Annotated in this window: 17 protein-coding genes; 5 read left to right on the top strand and 12 right to left on the bottom strand. The window is 61.4% G+C overall.

The window, feature by feature from the left end; all coding sequences use genetic code 11:
* Positions 1–221 precede the first annotated feature (221 nt).
* Entirely contained in the window at positions 222–1,547 is a 1,326-nt protein-coding gene (locus BLO80_RS01750; protein ID WP_092326354.1) for a sigma-54 dependent transcriptional regulator, read from the top strand.
* Between the two features lie 161 nt (positions 1,548–1,708).
* On the opposite strand, the gene BLO80_RS01755 is transcribed toward BLO80_RS01750, so the two are convergent.
* The 9 genes from BLO80_RS01755 to BLO80_RS01795 all read right to left on the bottom strand — a co-directional run bounded on the left by BLO80_RS01755 (position 1,709) and on the right by BLO80_RS01795 (position 10,031).
* On the bottom strand, positions 1,709–2,989 hold the full coding sequence (locus BLO80_RS01755) for a transporter (protein ID WP_092326355.1): 1,281 nt from the start codon (positions 2,987–2,989) through the stop codon (positions 1,709–1,711).
* Between the two features lie 46 nt (positions 2,990–3,035).
* Positions 3,036–3,782: a hypothetical protein gene (locus tag BLO80_RS01760; protein ID WP_092326357.1), complete on the bottom strand. Its 747-nt coding sequence runs from the start codon at positions 3,780–3,782 to the stop codon at positions 3,036–3,038.
* A 58-nt stretch (positions 3,783–3,840) separates the two neighbouring features.
* Positions 3,841–4,521 (bottom strand): C39 family peptidase, encoded by a 681-nt coding sequence (locus BLO80_RS01765; RefSeq protein WP_092326358.1) that lies wholly within the window; start codon positions 4,519–4,521, stop codon positions 3,841–3,843.
* A gap of 140 nt (positions 4,522–4,661) precedes the next feature.
* Positions 4,662–5,639, bottom strand: a complete 978-nt coding sequence (locus tag BLO80_RS01770) for a heme utilization protein (RefSeq protein ID WP_092326360.1) — start codon at positions 5,637–5,639, stop codon at positions 4,662–4,664.
* Positions 5,640–5,698: 59 nt separating this feature from the next.
* A complete protein-coding gene (locus BLO80_RS01775) occupies positions 5,699–6,292 on the bottom strand; it encodes an adhesin (protein ID WP_092326362.1) in 594 nt (197 codons plus the stop codon).
* Between the two features lies 1 nt (position 6,293).
* On the bottom strand, positions 6,294–6,740 hold the full coding sequence (locus BLO80_RS01780; protein ID WP_092326363.1) for a hypothetical protein: 447 nt from the start codon (positions 6,738–6,740) through the stop codon (positions 6,294–6,296).
* A gap of 321 nt (positions 6,741–7,061) precedes the next feature.
* On the bottom strand, positions 7,062–7,586 hold the full coding sequence (locus tag BLO80_RS01785; RefSeq protein WP_092326365.1) for an AAA family ATPase: 525 nt from the start codon (positions 7,584–7,586) through the stop codon (positions 7,062–7,064).
* Positions 7,583–8,146, bottom strand: coding sequence for a nicotinamide riboside transporter PnuC (gene pnuC / locus BLO80_RS01790; RefSeq protein ID WP_092326366.1), 564 nt, complete (start codon positions 8,144–8,146; stop codon positions 7,583–7,585). The genes BLO80_RS01785 and pnuC overlap by 4 nt, the downstream gene beginning before the upstream one ends.
* Before the next feature lie 250 nt (positions 8,147–8,396).
* Positions 8,397–10,031, bottom strand: a complete 1,635-nt coding sequence (locus tag BLO80_RS01795) for a methyl-accepting chemotaxis protein (RefSeq protein WP_092326368.1) — start codon at positions 10,029–10,031, stop codon at positions 8,397–8,399.
* Positions 10,032–10,305: 274 nt separating this feature from the next.
* On the opposite strand from BLO80_RS01795, the gene BLO80_RS01800 reads away from it, so the two are divergent.
* Positions 10,306–11,136: an undecaprenyl-diphosphate phosphatase gene (locus BLO80_RS01800; protein ID WP_092326370.1), complete on the top strand. Its 831-nt coding sequence runs from the start codon at positions 10,306–10,308 to the stop codon at positions 11,134–11,136.
* Positions 11,133–11,552 (top strand): DUF1294 domain-containing protein, encoded by a 420-nt coding sequence (locus BLO80_RS01805; protein ID WP_092326371.1) that lies wholly within the window; start codon positions 11,133–11,135, stop codon positions 11,550–11,552. Before BLO80_RS01800 ends, BLO80_RS01805 begins: the two co-directional genes overlap by 4 nt.
* 66 nt (positions 11,553–11,618) lie before the next feature.
* Here the strand turns inward: BLO80_RS01805 and BLO80_RS01810 are convergent, their stop codons facing one another.
* Complete coding sequence (locus BLO80_RS01810) at positions 11,619–11,969, bottom strand: MmcQ/YjbR family DNA-binding protein (RefSeq protein WP_060742546.1); 351 nt, start codon at positions 11,967–11,969, stop codon at positions 11,619–11,621.
* On the bottom strand, positions 11,966–12,874 hold the full coding sequence (locus BLO80_RS01815; RefSeq protein WP_092326373.1) for a LysR substrate-binding domain-containing protein: 909 nt from the start codon (positions 12,872–12,874) through the stop codon (positions 11,966–11,968). Before BLO80_RS01815 ends, BLO80_RS01810 begins: the two co-directional genes overlap by 4 nt.
* A 129-nt stretch (positions 12,875–13,003) precedes the next feature.
* On the opposite strand from BLO80_RS01815, the gene BLO80_RS01820 reads away from it, so the two are divergent.
* The gene (locus BLO80_RS01820; RefSeq protein ID WP_092326375.1) at positions 13,004–13,612 is read left to right on the top strand and encodes an FMN-dependent NADH-azoreductase; all 609 of its coding nucleotides are present in this window, start codon (positions 13,004–13,006) and stop codon (positions 13,610–13,612) included.
* Positions 13,613–13,796: 184 nt separating this feature from the next.
* On the top strand, positions 13,797–14,834 hold the full coding sequence (locus BLO80_RS01825) for an alpha/beta hydrolase family protein (protein WP_092326376.1): 1,038 nt from the start codon (positions 13,797–13,799) through the stop codon (positions 14,832–14,834).
* On the opposite strand, the gene BLO80_RS01830 is transcribed toward BLO80_RS01825, so the two are convergent.
* Positions 14,828–16,021, bottom strand: a complete 1,194-nt coding sequence (locus BLO80_RS01830; protein WP_092326378.1) for an MFS transporter — start codon at positions 16,019–16,021, stop codon at positions 14,828–14,830. The genes BLO80_RS01825 and BLO80_RS01830 overlap by 7 nt on opposite strands.
* Positions 16,022–16,190 lie beyond the last annotated feature (169 nt).

Consider the following 16,190-nt stretch of genomic DNA (forward strand, 5'->3'; position numbering starts at 1 on the left):
TTCGATTTTCTTTCAGACCAGGCTTTTGGTCTTTTGTTTGAAAGCACCCTGAAAGAAAAGCCCCCGCGATAACTAACGAAACGCTCGCTTATAACCACTTTAACGTGTTCTCGATAATCAATTGATACAAGGACGCGTCAAGTTCTTGCTACTGTTACATGCAGGTTTGCCAAACGACTGTTTCTAATCATATTTCTTTATTTTGGCGCCAAGGATCAGTCATGGTCGAAGCCAGTACGTCACGTCGTCTGCTCGTGGTTGATCCCTGCGACGATTGCCATCGCCTGTTGCCAGGTCTGCGCAGCATTGGTTGGGACGTGGACAGTTGCGCCCTTGAACATGCCGGCGATCGGACCTGTGACGTCGGCCTGTTGCGCTTGCAGCCTTTTCACCTGGAGCGTCCGGAAGCGGTCAAGGAATTGATCAGCCGTAGCGGCACCGAATGGATCGCCGTGCTCAGCCAGGAAGTATTGCGCCTGCAAAACGTCGGTGATTTTGTCTGCGAATGGTTTTTTGACTTTCATACCTTGCCGTTCGACGTGTCCAGGGTCCAGGTGACACTGGGCCGGGCGTTTGGCATGGCGCGCTTGCGGGGGCAGGGCTCGATTCACATCGATCGGCCCGAACATGAACTGCTGGGTGACAGCAAGCCGATCCGCGAACTGCGCAAGTTATTGAGCAAGTTGGCGCCTGCCGAGTCGCCGGTGTTGATTCGTGGTGAGAGCGGCACTGGCAAGGAACTGGTGGCGCGCACCCTGCATTGTCAGTCCCACCGGCGCAACAAGCCGTTCATCGCCATCAACTGCGGCGCCATTCCGGAACATCTGATCCAATCCGAACTGTTCGGGCATGAAAAGGGCGCGTTTACCGGCGCTCACCAACGCAAGATCGGACGGATCGAGGCGGCCCACGGGGGCACGCTGTTTCTCGATGAAATTGGCGACCTGCCGTTGGAACTGCAGGCCAACCTGCTGCGTTTCCTGCAGGAAAAACACATTGAGCGGGTCGGTGGCAGCCAGCCGATTGCGGTCGATGTGCGGATCTTGGCGGCCACCCATGTGGACCTCGAGGCGGCCATCGAGCAAAAGCGTTTTCGCGAGGATCTCTACTATCGCCTGAACGTGCTGCAAGTGGCGATGGCGCCCTTGCGCGAACGCCATGGCGACCTGGCGATGCTCGCCAGTCACTTTTCCCATTTCTACAGCCAGGAAACCGGCCGCCGCCCCCGCAGCTTCAGCGAGGATGCATTGGTGGCGATGGGCATGCACGACTGGCCCGGGAATGTGCGGGAGTTGGCCAACCGCGTCCGTCGCGGGTTGGTCCTGGCCGAAGGGCGGCAAATCGAAGCCCGGGACCTCGGGCTGGCCAGCCACCAGGGCGTCGCGGCGCCGATGGGCACACTGGAGGATTACAAGACCCGCGCCGAGCGCCAGGCCCTGAGCGATGTGCTCAACCGTCACAGCGACAACCTGAGTGTGGCCGCCCGGGTGCTGGGCGTCTCCCGACCGACGTTCTATCGTTTGCTGCACAAGCATCAGATTCGCTAGAACAGCCTACATACAGCCCATTGTGGGAGCGGGCTTGCTCGCGAAGGCGGTGTGTCAGGTTGATTCATGTCACTGACACACCGCCTTCGCGAGCAAGCCCGCTCCCACAGTAGTTTTGCAGTGCCCTTGGGACAGGTGTCCATCACATATCCCTTGGGGCATCAGAAGTAATACGGGAATTTCAGGCTGAAGGTGAAATCCGGCGCATCGTCGGTCAGCCCGATGGACAGGTTGGGCACGATGGTCAGGTTGTCGGACGCGGCGACGGTCATGCCTATGTTGAAGTAACCGGCGTTGGCGTCGCTGGAGGTCACCGACTCCCAGTCGCCGCCGTCCTGTTTGAGCTTGCTTTTCTTTTGGATCAGGTCAGAGACCGAGAACGACATGCTCATCTTCTCGTTCAGGGCGAAGGCAATGCCCGCACCGAGCTGGAAGCTGTCGCCGATCCGCACTTTGCCCGGAACCTTCTGGTTGACGGTGGAGCTGATGTCGTCGAACGATTCTTCGAAGTTGTGGGTGTAGGACAGGGTGCCGAACAAGACCGCCGGGTCGAAGGTCTTGACCAGCGAGAGTCCGGGCGTGATCGACCACACGCCGTTGCCGGTGGGCAGGTCGTCAGGTACGAACAGGTTGGTGTTGGCCTGGGATTGGCGCAGTTTGATGCCAAACGGGTCCTTGCCGGTGGGCGCCTTGACCCGCAGGGTGACCACCGCGTCCGGAGAGTTGATCGATTCATCCATGAACTTGTAGGCGATGCCGAAGTTGACGTCGCCGATGGTCGGGTCGCGGGTTACGGTTTCTTCGCTGGTGACCCCGGCCGCGCCGTTGTTCGCGCCGCCTGACTGATACGTGGATTCGCGGTAGACCACTGGCACGTTAAGGTCGAACTGCCAGCGATTATCGAAGTTGTAGCGACCGGTGAGGTCCAGCGTCCAGGTGTCGGCCTTGATCCGGTCGAGGTTGATGTTGCCCAGGAAAATCGAATCCAGGGCCAGGAAGCCATTGAGGATCAGTTGCCGCGTGTCGTAGCGCGAATAGGTCACGCCGGTCTCGAAACTGAACTTGCCGCCGCCGAAGAAGCCGCTGGCCTCGTCATAGAGATTGGAGACACTCTGGGCCGGCTGGGAATCATCGGCCAGGGATTGCCCATAACCACTGCCGCCGGCTGCTGTTGCGCCACCGGCCACGGTCTGGTTGCCTTTCATGTCGGCCGGGGATTTGGCCAGGCGCTTGGGCTGCGGCGTGGTGGGTTGGTCCTCTACCTGGCGGACCCGCTGTTCGAGCACCGCCAGGGCCTTCTGCTGGACCTCGTATCGTTGCTTGAGCTCAAGAAGTTCCTGTTTCAGGGCCTCGATGTCGGCGTCCGGGGCCGCCTGCAACATGGCCGCCGGCAACAACGTGCTTAAACACATCACAGCGCGCAACGATACGGATCGATACATGAAATATGCCGTCCCTATTTGCCCAGTGGTCGGAAAACAGCGTAGTTCAGTAACCGAGGTTACGGAGGCCGCGCAGTTGGGTCAGGTTGCAGTCCAGTGCCCCGGCACTGGGGCCGTTGTTGTTCAGCACCACGTTGAGCTGGGTCATGTTGTTGACCAGGTTGCTATTGCCCAGCAGGCGAGTGTTTTGCAGCAAGCCGCCCTGGGCCACTTGTTGCAGGGTGCCGCCCTGGTTGTGGCTGGCCTGGATCGCCATTTGCACGCCGCTGCCGGTGGCGGTGACCGCGACGCTGCCGGCGGCGTTGCTGCCGCTGATGGTCTGGCCCTTGGTCAGCAGTTGGCCCTGGGAAGGCACGAGCGCCGGTGCCTGGTTGCTCTCTTTCACATTGATGTTGACGTTGTTGTAGGCCGTGTTGCCGTCGCCGGCAGCACGTACGCTCTGGGTCACGCCCTGGCCCGTGCCAAGGCCGGCGCCGCCGGTAATGTTGCCGCTGCCCTGTTCCGGGACGCTGCCATTGCCGGTCTGCTTGATGGTGGAGACATAGAACTCGGGTTTGACGGTGGCGGCCTGGATCTGCATGGTGCCGGTGGCGCCGATCAAGTCGCCGCTGGCGTTGCGCCAGGTACTGCTCATGACGATGCCGAAACTGATGACTCGGCCGGGCATGACATAACGACCGCGTAGCTCGGCAAGCTCCTGGTCCTTGACTTCGATGGGTTTGAAGCCGGCATGGGCATAGCCCGAGGCGGTCGCGAGCAGGCAGGCCAGCGACAGCCAGTGTGACGTTTTCATGTGCTGCTCCCGGAGCGTCCTGCTCCTTTTTGTACTTATTGTTGGCAGTGGTCGGCGATTAGAAAAAGTCGCTCTGTATGAAGCCGAAATCCATCAGTTCCGCATCCCTGACCGGATTGAAACCGTCCAGCTTGTTACGGGCTGTCAGGGGTTGAGGAGGGCTGCGCAGTGCATTGGCCTTGTCGTAGCCCGGGCCGACGATCGCAAAGACGATGCCGTTCCAGCCTTTGACGAACTCATCGTGGGCGTAGCGCTTGTGCCCCAGCACCGGGTCGCCGATGTAGACCCATTGCTTATCGGCCCGCTGCAACACCACGAAGTGCTTGTAGCCGCGTATTTCCATCAGGACGACCACCGGAATCGTCACCGCTTCGAGTTTCTCTGGCGGTATGCGGTAGCCTCGGGCACGCATGCCGATGGTCTCCACGTAGCGCTTCATGTCCAGCATGGAAAACCCCTGGGTGCGAACCAGGTTCTGGTCGGCATTGACCAGCATGCCTTTGATGACGTGTTCTTCATCGACGTCAAGCCAATAGGCCTGGCGCAGCACCGTGGCCAGCGCGGCGGCGCCGCAACTGAAATCGGTTTTCTGCTCGACGATGTCGCTGAATTTACGTTCGCGTACGCTTTGCACCGGTTTGTAGACCAGCACGCCGCCAGGCAGGGCGGCGACTGGCATCTGCGCCGCTTCGGCCATACAAGCCAGGCAGAGCAGCAGGGAAACGGCAGTGACACGCATGATCAATACGCCTGATGAACATCCGGGGAAAAAAGCCCCCTGTGGGAGCGAGCTTGCTCGCGATAGCCGTGTGTCAGGCAACACAAAGGTCATCGATCCAATGCCATCGCGAGCGAACTCACCCCCACAGTGGTACTTTTTTACATGCAAGCCTTGCAGCCGGCCGCGATGGACAGCGAGTTGCTTTGCTGGTTGCCCACGCCTGCCGACACGTTGGCGCCGCCGTTACCGGAGAAGCCGTTCATGGAGTTGGTCATGGTGGCGTTGTTGATCACAGGGTTTTTCCAACCGTCGCGGGTCAGCACCTGCTGGGTGTTGCTGCCGGCCAGTTCGAAAGTCCCCACGGCGGAGAACTTGAACTTGTCGTCATCATGACCGCCGCCGTAGCCGCCTCTGTTGTCCCAGCCGCCATGATCGTTGTCTTCGGCGGTACCGGTACCTTTGGCCTTGAATGTGCCTGAGGCGCTGTAGGTGCTGGTAAGCGTGTCGGTCTTGTAGGTCCGCACGCCTTTGTTGTCGACCACAAGGCCGGTGGAGGCCTGGTCGGCCGAGGCCGAGGCCTGTGCGACACGGCCCCCGGATACGGCGATGGCCAGGTTGTTTTTCTGCTGGTTGAAATTCCCGGCGGTCACGTTGATACCGATGTTGCCGGAGCCGTTGTTGCCCGCATTGGTGAGCGAGGCGTTGTTTTGCGTGGAGTTGTTCTTGACGTAGTTGTTGTTATTGACCTGCGTGGCGCTGGAGGCGGCGACAGCCGAGCCGAAGATGAAGCTTTCGTCGGCGGTGGCCAGGGCGGCGGCGTTGTCCTGCTGGTTGCCGTCGCCGCCGGCAATGTTGGCGCCCATGTTGCCGTTGCTGCCATTGAGCGAGTCTTTGGCTTCGGCGGTGTTTTTGGTGGCCTGGTTGGTCACCACGTTGCCGTCGCTGTTCTGCTCATCCAGCACGGTCGCGCCGGCCCCGGCAGTGATCGAGAGCAGTTGCTCGAGCGACGGACCCCTTGGGCCTTGGTTGCCGTTACCGTGGCCGTTGCCACGCCCGTTACCATCGGCCTGCGCAGCCATTGCCATGACAGCGGCGAGAGCGAAAACCAATGGTTTGAGTGCCATTGTAGGTTTCATGGTGTTTCTCCTTGCGTGTCGTTGGTTAAGTGTCGGTACTTTCTTATGTAGCCCCCGGGTCAATCAGCGACCCGGATGCTCAGGGTGTTAGCCATGCGGTTCCCCACCCCGGCGCTCTGGTTCACCTGGATTACCCCTCGGCTGCCGGTGAAGGCCTGGTCGCTGGTAACGACCTGGCGACTGCCGGTTGGGGCGCCAGTTGCTCCTGAGTTCGGTAACAACGCCACGTTCTGTTGGGACAGGGCGCTGTCGTCCATGCTCTGCGGATGAGCACTGATGCCCACCCGCATGACATTGGCCAACTGGTTGTTGGCCCCGGCGGACTGGTTGACGCCCAGCACGCCGTTGCCGTTGCTGAAGGAGTGGCCACCGATGCGGGCGGTGGCGTTCATGGAAGGGGCAGCCTGGGTGTCGACACGTTGCTGCACGTGGGTGCTTGCCTGGGCGTGGCTGCCAATGGCGATGGCCCGGGTGTTGGTTTGCTGTATCCGGTCGCCGGCCGCCTGGTTGACGTTGAAGTTGCCGGTGTAATGGCTGCCGGAGTCCTGCAGGTTGGCGTTGCTGACCACCGCGGCACCCGAATCGGCGAATACGGTGAAAGAGCTGAGCAGGGAAAGCACGATCAGGGCGAGTAGGAACAGCACGGGCTTCATGTCACTGCCCTCCCGCCAACCGACCCAGCGGGGCCAGGCCGGAACTCAACGAGCGGTTGATGGTGCCTGAGATCGCGCCACCACTCCCGCCACCGTGACCGGCATTCATGCCCGGCATGCCGTTGGGATTGGTGACCACGTTCAAACCCTGCACACCGGTATTCGGCGTGACGATGTTGCGGATCGACGAGCCGCTGGCCACGCTGGCGAACTCGCCATCGCTCAGTTCGGTGCTGGCGGTCGCTTGGTTGATTCGTGCGGAGGGGTTGGCGTTGACGGTGGTCGGGTAGGGATCTTTGCCGCCGTTGCGACCGATTGCGATGGGTTGTACGTCGCGACTGAGCACGATGACGCCGTTGCCCTCGGCCTGTACTGGCAGGCTGAGCGTTGCGCTGGCGGCGCAGCCGATCACTAGCAGACAGGTCAAACTTCTTTCGAAAGTCCCCACGGCATCGATTCCTTCTTCGGTGGGCTGGCCCTGGTCCAGCGTTGCGAAGTGGGGAAGAGCAGGTGTTGTGCCGTGTTTTGAAATACCCGCCAATTCAATGGGTTGGATTCAGGCATGGACGCTCGGGGAGGGATCCTGTTTCAGCGTTGAGACAGGTGCATGACGGCCAAATGGCCATCAGCCGCTCCAGGGCTCTGGATCCAGGCTTTCAGGGGCGTGTTTCAGCAGCTTTACAGTCTTGATGACAAGGGCATGAAACGGGGTTGAGTCAGGGTTTGGTGCGAGTACGCTGTTTCAAAAGTGAAACAAATCAAGCGGCGCTCAGGCTTCAAGCAGTTGGGTCACGGCTGCAAACACGTGCTGGCGGCGTTGCATCCAGTTGCCCTGAATGACCTGGAAAGGTTGCCGATGTCGCCTCAGCCAAGTCTCGATCGCCTGGAAAAACGTCAGCCGTTCCATCAGATCGGGCTGGCAACGCAAACCGTCGCCCGTCCATTCGACCTGCTCTGGGCTCAACAACAGGTGCAAGTCGTAATGACGGGCCAGCAGCGCCGGTTCGAGCCACTCCGGGCAATCGCCGAACAGGGTCTGGCTCCAGAGGATGTTACTCAACAGGTGAGTGTCGAGGATCAGCAGCGCCGGCCGATGGGCACGCGCCTCGTCTTCCCAGGCCAGTTGGCCGGAGGCGATGTCGGTGATGTCGGCCAGGCAGGTATCGCGTTGGGTCTGCTCCATGAAATGGCGCACGTACTCATCCACCCGCATTCCACCGAAGTGTTCCTGCAATTGCGCCGCCAGCCAGCTCTTGCCGCTGGATTCCGGGCCGGTCAGGACCACCACCTTCATGTGTGCAGGGCCGGGTCGGCGCGCCATTCGCGCCAGCCCTGCACGGCCAGCAGAGTGAACAGGGCGTAGAGTGCGGCGGTCAGGTGCAAGCCCTTGTAGATGAACAAGCCAACGAAGATCACGTCCAGGGCGATCCACAACGGCCAGCATTGCACGCGTTTTTGCGCCATCCACCATTGAGCCACGAGGCTGAACCCCGTGAGCGCGGCATCGAGCCAGGGCTGGGCGGCGTCGGTCCAGTGGGCCATGGCGGCACCCAACAACAAGCTGCCCGCCGCGCCGATGGCCAGGCCGAGCAACACCGATGGCCCACCGAGGCGGCTGACCTGGCGCCCATCATGATTGCGCCCGGCACGGGTCCATTGCCACCAGCCGTAGAGTTGCAGCGCCGCGTAGACAACCTGCAGCAGCATGTCCGAGTACAACTTCACCTCGAAAAAAATCCAGCTATACAGCAGCACCATGACCAGGCCGATCGGCCAGCACCAGGGGTTCTGCTTGACGGTCAACCAGACGGCGATCACGCCGAGGGCTGCGGCAAACAGTTCAAGCCCGGACATGGCGATTCCTTGGGAAAGAGGAGAGGGCGGGGATTGTAAACGCTATGGCGTGGAGAGCTCCAATAGCAATGTTGAATGGATTGCCGCCATCGCGAGCAAGGGATTTGTGGTGCACACCCAACCTGAGACCAGCACAACACCCATGTGGGAGCGGGCTTGCTCGCGAATGCTATCTGTCAGTTATACACCTGCCGACTGAGACACCGCATTCGCGAGCAAGCCCGCTCCCACAGGGATAATCCACCGGTCTTTAGACTCGGAATTGCTTGAGCAACCCGTTCAACTGTTCACTCAGTGCCTTGAGGCGGCTGCTTGCCTGGCTGGATTGTTCGGCGGCCATGGCGGTGCTGTGGGACAGTCCGGCGGCCTGGGTGACGTTTTGGTTGATGTCTTCCACCACATGGGCCTGTTGCAGGGTGGCGCTGGCGATGGAGGCGTTCAGGCTGTTGAGGTTGCGCAGGGCCTGGCCGATGGCGTTGAGGCTGGCACCGGCGAGGCCGGCCTGTTCGATGGTCAGTTGCGAGGCGCGGCTGCTGTCGCCGATGACTTTCACGGCGGCTTCGGAATGGGTTTGCAGGCGCTCGATCATCGCCTGGATCTCGGCGGTGGATTTCTGTGTACGCTGGGCCAGCAGACGCACTTCATCGGCGACCACCGCAAAGCCTCGACCTTGCTCGCCGGCGCGGGCGGCCTCGATCGCGGCGTTGAGGGCCAATAGGTTGGTTTGTTCGGCGATGGAGCGAATCACCTCCAGCACACTGCCGATCTGGGTACTTTCACTCGCCAGGGTACGAATCACTTCCACGGCTTGATCGATGGTCTGGGACAGGCGGTCGATCTGCTGCAAGCTGCCATCGATGTTGACCTGGCCTTGCTGTGCCTGGGATTCGGCGTCGCGCATCTCGCTGGCTGCGTGCTCGGCATTCTTGGCCACATCCTGCACGCCATAGGTCACCTCATTGATCGCGGTGGCCACCAGTTCCATTTGTTGCGACTGCTGTTGGCTGCGTTCCTGGGCTTGAGCCGCGTCGTTGCCCAATTCGCTGGAAGACTGTCCCAGTGCACTGGCCGACTCCTGCAACTGGCTCACCACCTGGCGCAATTTGGCGGTAAAGGCGTTGAAGTGCCGGGCCAGTTGGGTGACTTCGTCCTGGCCGTGGGTGTCGAGCGTGCGGGTCAAGTCGCTCTCGCCACTGGCGATATTGGCCATGGCATTGACGGTCTCTTGGAGCGGGCGGACGATGCTGCGTACGATCAGGGTCAGCAGCAGGCCCATGACCAGGGTGATCGCCAAGCCAATCAACGAAGCTTTGATCAACTGGGACTGGAACTCTGCCTGGACGTCGTCCACATACACACCGGAACCGATGATCCAGCCCCACGGTTCGAACAATTTGACGTAGGAGGTCTTGCCGACTGGCGCTTCGGCGCCCGGCTTGGGCCAGAGATAGTCGATGATCCCGGCACCCTTGGCCTTGGCGATGGCGACCATTTCGTTGAACAGCGCAAAACCGTTCGGGTCGCGGATCGCCGAGAGATTCTGGCCTTCTAGCTTCGGGTTGGTCGGGTGCATGACCATGACCGGCGTCAGATCGTTGATCCAGAAGTAGTCGCTCTGGTCATAGCGCAGGCCTCGTACCGCGCTGAGGGCCTGCTTCTGCGCAGCGTCGCGGGTCAGGGTCCCAGCGGTTTCCAGACCATGGTAATAGCTCAGCACACCACTGGCGGTCTGCACCACATGCTGGGTCTTCTGCACCTTGGCCTGATACAGGTCCGTGTGGATCTGCTTGAGCATGAAGGCACCAAGCGTGAACAACATCACGACGGCCACGACCAGGATGAGCCACAAGCGTCGGCTGATCGACACACTGCGCAAGCTATTCATACGCTGTCACTCCGGTTTTTTATTCTTGTCATATCGACGGCCGGCACTGTAGCGCCCGACCGCTATCGGTAATTGACCTGAGTCACAACGCGGCAGCGTTATCAGGGCTTGTCTGATAGGATTTCGGCCCCGCAGCGCAAAACCTGAGCCTGTTCTGATTTTTCATTGGTTTTTTTTGAAAGGTCGCGGTTATCGTGCAGCCGCTGCGAGGGGACCTGCATGACACTTGAATATTGATAAGACCTGCATGAACAGTGTCTTTTTTGGGGGATGAATGGATTTGTGGACCGCCTTTTCGGCACTGATTCTTGGCGTAGTGGAAGGTTTGACGGAATTTCTGCCGATTTCCAGCACGGGGCACCAGATCATTGTCGCCGACTTGCTCGAGTTCGGTGGCGAACGAGCGATGGCATTCAACATCATCATCCAGCTTGGCGCGATCCTCGCGGTGGTCTGGGAGTTTCGGCGCAAGATCTTCGACGTGGTGCTGGGCCTGCCGACGCAACCGGGCGCCCGCCGGTTTACCGCCAACCTGCTGATCGCTTTCCTGCCCGCCGTGGTCCTGGGCGTGCTGCTTGCCGACTGGATCCATCACTATCTGTTCAACCCGGTCACCGTAGCCGCCGCGCTGGTGGTGGGCGGCGTGGTGATGCTCTGGGCCGAGAAGCGCCAGCACCGGGTGCACGCCGAAACGGTGGACGAGATCTCCTGGAAGGATGCGTTGAAGGTCGGCCTGGCCCAGTGCATTGCGATGATCCCGGGCACCTCCCGTTCCGGTGCGACCATCATCGGTGGCTTGCTGTTTGGCCTGTCGCGTAAGACCGCTACCGAGTTCTCGTTCTTCCTGGCGATGCCCACCATGGTCGGCGCGGCCGTCTACTCGGGCTACAAATACCGCGAACTGTTCGTCCCGGCGGATTTCCCGGTGTTCGCCATTGGTTTCGTCACGGCGTTCATTTTCGCCATGATCGCGGTCAAGGGCCTGCTGCGGTTCATCGCCAGTCACAGCTACGCCGTGTTCGCCTGGTATCGCATCGCCTTTGGCCTGTTGATCCTGGCCACCTGGCAGTTCGGCTGGGTGGACTGGACCGCCGCCAAGCCATGAACGATTCAGGCGCCCGTAAACGCGCAGGGGGCAATGGCGGCGTCGTGCAGCACCTGCGGCTCAAGCTGATGGTCTTTGCGCTGGTTTGCGCCTTGCCGCTGTTCGGTTCGCTGCTGTTCGGGCTGCGGGCAGTGTCGTGGGTGCCGATGGCAGCCTACGGCATCGTCAGTGTGGTGGCGTTCCTGCTGTACTGGAGCGACAAGCGCAAGGCGCGCGCCGACGCCTGGCGCACCCCGGAGAACGTGCTGCATGCACTGGAGCTGGCCGGCGGTTGGCCTGGAGCCTTGCTGGCCCAGCAGCTATTTCGCCACAAGACCCGCAAAGTCTCGTTTCAAGTGGTGTTCTGGTTCATCGTACTGTTGCACCAGGTGTTCTGGATCGACCAGTTGTTCCTGGGCGGTTATCTGTTGGCGTAGTCCTGGACAGTCCAAACCTGTGGGAGCGAGCTTGCTCGCGATGGCGGTGGTCCAGTCGCGCCGCCACTACAGCAACAACCCGACTTGGGTACGCTTCGGTAACTTGCCGACCACCAATTGGTGCGAGCGTTGCAGCAGGCCACGCAGTTCTTCGGCCCCCAGCGGATAGGGCACCTGCATGATGACCCACTGGGCCCGTGCCAGGTAAGGCGCGGGGTGAATGCCTGGCCGATCGCAGTGACCCAGGAACAGATCCTTGTCGACCTTGAACGCCAACGAGTCGCCCCGCAGGCCCTGAAGGGCGAACATCTTGTTCCCGGCGATGGAAAACACCCGCACGCCGCCCCATTTGTAGTCTTCCCTGGCACCGGGCAAGCCCAGGCAAAACTGCGCGACATCCTCTTCGCTCAAACTCATAGCGTTCTATCTCCACAGCCCTCGAAGGCTTCCACCAAATGATCGATCCAGGCGCGCACCGCTGGCAACATGCCGCGCCGATGCGGGTAGACCGCCTGTAGCCAGCCGTCGGGCAACGACCATCCCGGCAGCAGTTCCACCAGTGTGCCGTCCCGCAATTCCTGCTCGCAATACATGCTCGGCAATAAAGTGAAGCCCAGGCCGGCGAGGGTGCAGGCCCGGCGCACAATGAAGTCATCGATACCCAGGCGGGCCTCCAGGCTCAGTTCCACACGCTGTCCATCGGTCTTGACCAGGCGCAGATGCACCAGGCGATCGGCTTCCAGGGCCCCCAGCACCGGCAACGCCTCCAGATCGTCCGGGGTCTCGATCCGCCGCCCTTCAACGAAGGCCGGGCTGGCCACCAGCATCAGTCGTGCCCGGCGCAAACGCCGGGTCATCAACAGCGGGTCTTCGTCCCCCAGGTCACGCACGCGCAACGCCACGTCGATGCCTTCGCCGATCAGGTCCACCCGCCGGTTGAGCAGGGTCATGTCCAGTTGCACCAAGGGGTATTTCACCAGGAAGGTTTCGATCACCACCGGCAGGAACTGGTGGGCCAGGCCCATGGGGCTGGACACCCGCAACCGGCCGCGGGGCTCGCTGGACATGCTCGCCACCGCTTCGTCGGCCATCTCGGCCTCCAGCAACATGGCCTGGCAATGGCGCAGATAACGTTCGCCGACCGCCGTCAGTTTCAACTGGCGGGTGGTGCGCTGGAGCAGCCGGGCGCCCAGGCGCTCTTCCAGCTCGGCGATACGCCGCGACAACCGCGACTTGGGAATGCCCAGCAAGCGCCCGGCCGCCGCGAAACCACCGGCTTCGACGACTTTGGCGAAATAGTACAAGTCATTGAGGTCTTGCATGGTGAACTCGATTGTCCTGTGAGTGGGACAAACTATCGCATTTATCCTGACTTATCGATCATTGGCTTCATCTGTAGGATGGTCGCCAATTGATCGCCTGGTCGCGGTCCTCATTTGGAGAGCATTGATATGAAACTACTGCACATCGATTCGAGCATCCTCGGCGACAACTCCGCTTCCCGCCAATTGAGCCGTGAAGTGGTTGAAGCCTGGAAAGCCGCCGAGCCAGGCATCACCGTCACTTACCGTGACCTGGCCGCCGACGCCATCAGCCATTTTTCCGCCCAGACCCTGATCGCCGCCGGTACCAGCGCTGAACTGCGTGATGCTGCCCTGAAGCACGAAGCGGATCTCAGCGCGTCGGCGATGGCCGAGTTCCTGGCCGCTGATGCGGTGGTCATCGCCGCTCCAATGTATAACTTCAGCATTCCGACCCAACTCAAGGCCTGGATTGACCGCATTGCCGTCGCCGGCCAAACGTTCCGCTACACCGAAGCCGGTCCGGAAGGCCTGTGTGGCGGCAAGAAACTGGTGATCGTCTCCACCGCGGGCGGCTTGCATGCCGGCCAACCGAGCGGCGTGGGCCACGAGGAATATCTCAAGCTGATGTTCGGTTTCCTTGGCATCACCGATATCGAATTCGTCCGTGCCGAAGGTCTGGCCTACGGTGACGACATGCGGACCAAAGCCATGAGCGAAGCCTCGTTGCAGATCGGCCAGCAGTTCGCCGCTGCGTAAAACCTGCGTAAAGGCAGCAAGCGCTTCGGGCAACCTTCGCAAAACCCTGTATTCTCGTCGTCATTGGATGGCTGGGATGCAGGGTTTTGCTGCATTCGGCGCCGAGGATTCTGGCGCAGGTTATGCACGGCCAAGCATACGAGCGACGGGGCCTTCCCGCGCGCTGGTGAAGGTGGAAGATTCGATGACACGTTTTGGTGCAGCGCTGCTGCTTTGCTGGTTAGCCAGTCTCGGTTCCGTGCAGGCCGCACCGGGGCCCCATCCGCATTGGAGCGCTGGTTTCCATGAGCTGAGCTTTCTCGATCCGCTGGATCAGCAGCCGATGCACGCCATCGCCTTCTATCCGTCCACCGACCGGGAACAATCCAGCCTGCTGGGCGGCTACCAGATCGATGCCGCGCCGGACGCCCAGATCGCCATCGGCCGCTTCCCGCTATTGATGTTGTCCCATGGCAACACCGGCACGCCGTTGGCCCTGCATGACCTGGCCACCTCGCTGGCGCGCAAGGGGTTTGTCGTGGTGGCGGTGATTCATCCCGGCGACAATGCCCAGGATCACAGCCGGCTTGGCACCCTGAGCAACCTGTACGGGCGGCCGATCCAGATTTCCGAAGCCATCACCGCAACGCTCAATGACCCGATGCTGTCGCCGTTCGTCAACGCCGGGCAGGTCGGGGTGATCGGCTATTCGGCCGGTGGCGAAACCGCGCTGATCCTGTCCGGTGCGACGCCGGACCTCAATCGTCTGCGCCGCTACTGCGTGGAGCGGCCGGACGACCATGACGCCTGTAACACCCAGGGCGAACTGATCGCCGACCGCGATGACCTGCAACCCGTGGCCGACCCCAGGGTCCGAGCGTTGCTGCTGATGGCGCCGTTGAGCCTGAAATTCGGTCGTCATACGTTGGCCGATGTCCATGTGCCGGTGCTGCTGTACAGCGGCGATGGCGACAAACTGGTGGCTTTCGACAAGAATGCCGCCGCCTTGGCCCGTAAGCTGCCCACCGCACCGGATTTCAAGACCTTGGCCGGCGCGGGCCACTTTGTCTTCCTGGCGCCGTGCACTGAGGAGCAGATCGCCGCGATGCCAGCGCTCTGCACGGATGCCGACGGTGTCGATCGCAAGGACATCCACCGCACCATGATTTCCGAGGCCAGCCGCTTCTTCGGCGAGGCCTTGGGCAAGCCGACCCGAGCAGGGATGAAGACGGCCGATCAATAAAGGGCGTTTGTCGCTCGGCGACGCAGCAGCAGGGTCAGGCCCAGGCCGGTGACCGACAGCAAGGCGGCACAGAAGAATATCGACGAATAGCCCAGGTTCAATGCCACCGCGCCCATCAGCGGGCCGGCAATCGCCAGTGCCAGGTCAAAGAACACCGCGTAGGCGCTCAGGCCCGCGCCACGGCTGGTGTTGGGCACTTGCTTGATGGCCTCCACCCCCAGCGCCGGATACACCAGCGACAACCCGAAGCCGGCCAATCCGGCGCCGACCAGGGCGAACGGGGTGGACGGCGCGAGCCACAGCAATGCCAGCCCGAGGGTTTCGATGCTCATGCAGGCAATGGCCGAGTTGAAGCCACCGAAGCGGGCGATGCTGGAAATGAACAGCAACCGCGCGAGGATGAAGCAGACGCCGAATACCGTCAGGCACCATGCCGCGCCGGTCCAGCCGCGGCTGATGTAAAACAGGGTGATGAACGTGGTGAGTGTGCCGTAGCCGATCGACGCCAGGCTCAGGCTCGCTCCGTACGGCGCAATGCGCGCGAACACCGCCCAGAATGGCAAGCGCTCGCCGCGAATGACCGGCACCGACGGCTTGTTGCGAATCATCAACAGCGCAGCGCCCGCCAGCAACGACAATGCAATACCCAGGCTGGCGAAACCCAGTCCATCGACCATCACCACCCCCAACGGCGCGCCAATAGCGATGGCCCCGTACGAAGCGATGCCGTTCCAGGAAATCGAGCGGGCCGTGTGCTCCACCCCCACCTGGCCCATGCACCAACTGATGGTGCCCACGCCAATAAGCCCCTGGGCCACGCCGAGCAGCAAGCGGCCGGCGATCAGAATCAACAGGCTGGGTAGCGCGAAGCTTTGCAGCAAGGTCGAGATCAGCGTCAGCGCGCCGCTGAGCACAATCCCCGACAGCCCGTAGACGATCGCCCGCTTGGTGCCGACGCTGTCCGACAACCGCCCGGCCATAGGGCGGCTGAGCAAGGTCGCCAGATACTGTGAACCGATGGTCAGCCCGGCCACCACCGCGCTGAAGCCCAATTGTTCATGGACATACCCAGGCAGCACGGCAATCGGCAGGCCGATGCAGAGGAAGGCGATGAAGGTATAGAACACGATGGAGACGATCTGCAGGGTAATCGACAGGGAACTGGGGGCAGAGGAGGGCGTGGGCATGGGGCTCGTTCGCGGGCGGCGGTAAGAGAGCCCCATCATGGCGCGAGGTGGGCGTAAAAGAAAGCAGGCTAACTAAATGTGTTGGGAGACTGGGTGTCCAGGCTGGATTGATGTGGCATGTGCTGCCGCCATCGCGAGCAAGCTCGCTCCCACAAGGAGGTTGGGCTCG

It is taken from the genome of Pseudomonas sp. NFACC56-3, from assembly GCF_900100025.1.
Taxonomy (GTDB): Bacteria; Pseudomonadota; Gammaproteobacteria; order Pseudomonadales; family Pseudomonadaceae; genus Aquipseudomonas; species Aquipseudomonas fluorescens_AA.

What these genes read in the sequence shown, in the direction of transcription:
- BLO80_RS01765 (WP_092326358.1), bottom strand. Translation starts at nt 4,521, where the DNA reads ATGCGTGTCACTGCCGTTTCCCTGCTGCTCTGCCTGGCTTGTATGGCC.
- BLO80_RS01820 (WP_092326375.1), top strand. Translation starts at nt 13,004, where the DNA reads ATGAAACTACTGCACATCGATTCGAGCATCCTCGGCGACAACTCCGCT.
- BLO80_RS01825 (WP_092326376.1), top strand. Translation starts at nt 13,797, where the DNA reads ATGACACGTTTTGGTGCAGCGCTGCTGCTTTGCTGGTTAGCCAGTCTC.
- BLO80_RS01760 (WP_092326357.1), bottom strand. Translation starts at nt 3,782, where the DNA reads ATGAAAACGTCACACTGGCTGTCGCTGGCCTGCCTGCTCGCGACCGCC.
- BLO80_RS01810 (WP_060742546.1), bottom strand. Translation starts at nt 11,969, where the DNA reads ATGAGTTTGAGCGAAGAGGATGTCGCGCAGTTTTGCCTGGGCTTGCCC.
- BLO80_RS01805 (WP_092326371.1), top strand. Translation starts at nt 11,133, where the DNA reads ATGAACGATTCAGGCGCCCGTAAACGCGCAGGGGGCAATGGCGGCGTC.
- BLO80_RS01830 (WP_092326378.1), bottom strand. Translation starts at nt 16,021, where the DNA reads ATGCCCACGCCCTCCTCTGCCCCCAGTTCCCTGTCGATTACCCTGCAG.
- BLO80_RS01795 (WP_092326368.1), bottom strand. Translation starts at nt 10,031, where the DNA reads ATGAATAGCTTGCGCAGTGTGTCGATCAGCCGACGCTTGTGGCTCATC.
- BLO80_RS01785 (WP_092326365.1), bottom strand. Translation starts at nt 7,586, where the DNA reads ATGAAGGTGGTGGTCCTGACCGGCCCGGAATCCAGCGGCAAGAGCTGG.
- BLO80_RS01750 (WP_092326354.1), top strand. Translation starts at nt 222, where the DNA reads ATGGTCGAAGCCAGTACGTCACGTCGTCTGCTCGTGGTTGATCCCTGC.
- BLO80_RS01770 (WP_092326360.1), bottom strand. Translation starts at nt 5,639, where the DNA reads ATGAAACCTACAATGGCACTCAAACCATTGGTTTTCGCTCTCGCCGCT.
- BLO80_RS01775 (WP_092326362.1), bottom strand. Translation starts at nt 6,292, where the DNA reads ATGAAGCCCGTGCTGTTCCTACTCGCCCTGATCGTGCTTTCCCTGCTC.
- BLO80_RS01815 (WP_092326373.1), bottom strand. Translation starts at nt 12,874, where the DNA reads ATGCAAGACCTCAATGACTTGTACTATTTCGCCAAAGTCGTCGAAGCC.
- BLO80_RS01800 (WP_092326370.1), top strand. Translation starts at nt 10,306, where the DNA reads ATGGATTTGTGGACCGCCTTTTCGGCACTGATTCTTGGCGTAGTGGAA.
- BLO80_RS01755 (WP_092326355.1), bottom strand. Translation starts at nt 2,989, where the DNA reads ATGTATCGATCCGTATCGTTGCGCGCTGTGATGTGTTTAAGCACGTTG.
- pnuC (WP_092326366.1), bottom strand. Translation starts at nt 8,146, where the DNA reads ATGTCCGGGCTTGAACTGTTTGCCGCAGCCCTCGGCGTGATCGCCGTC.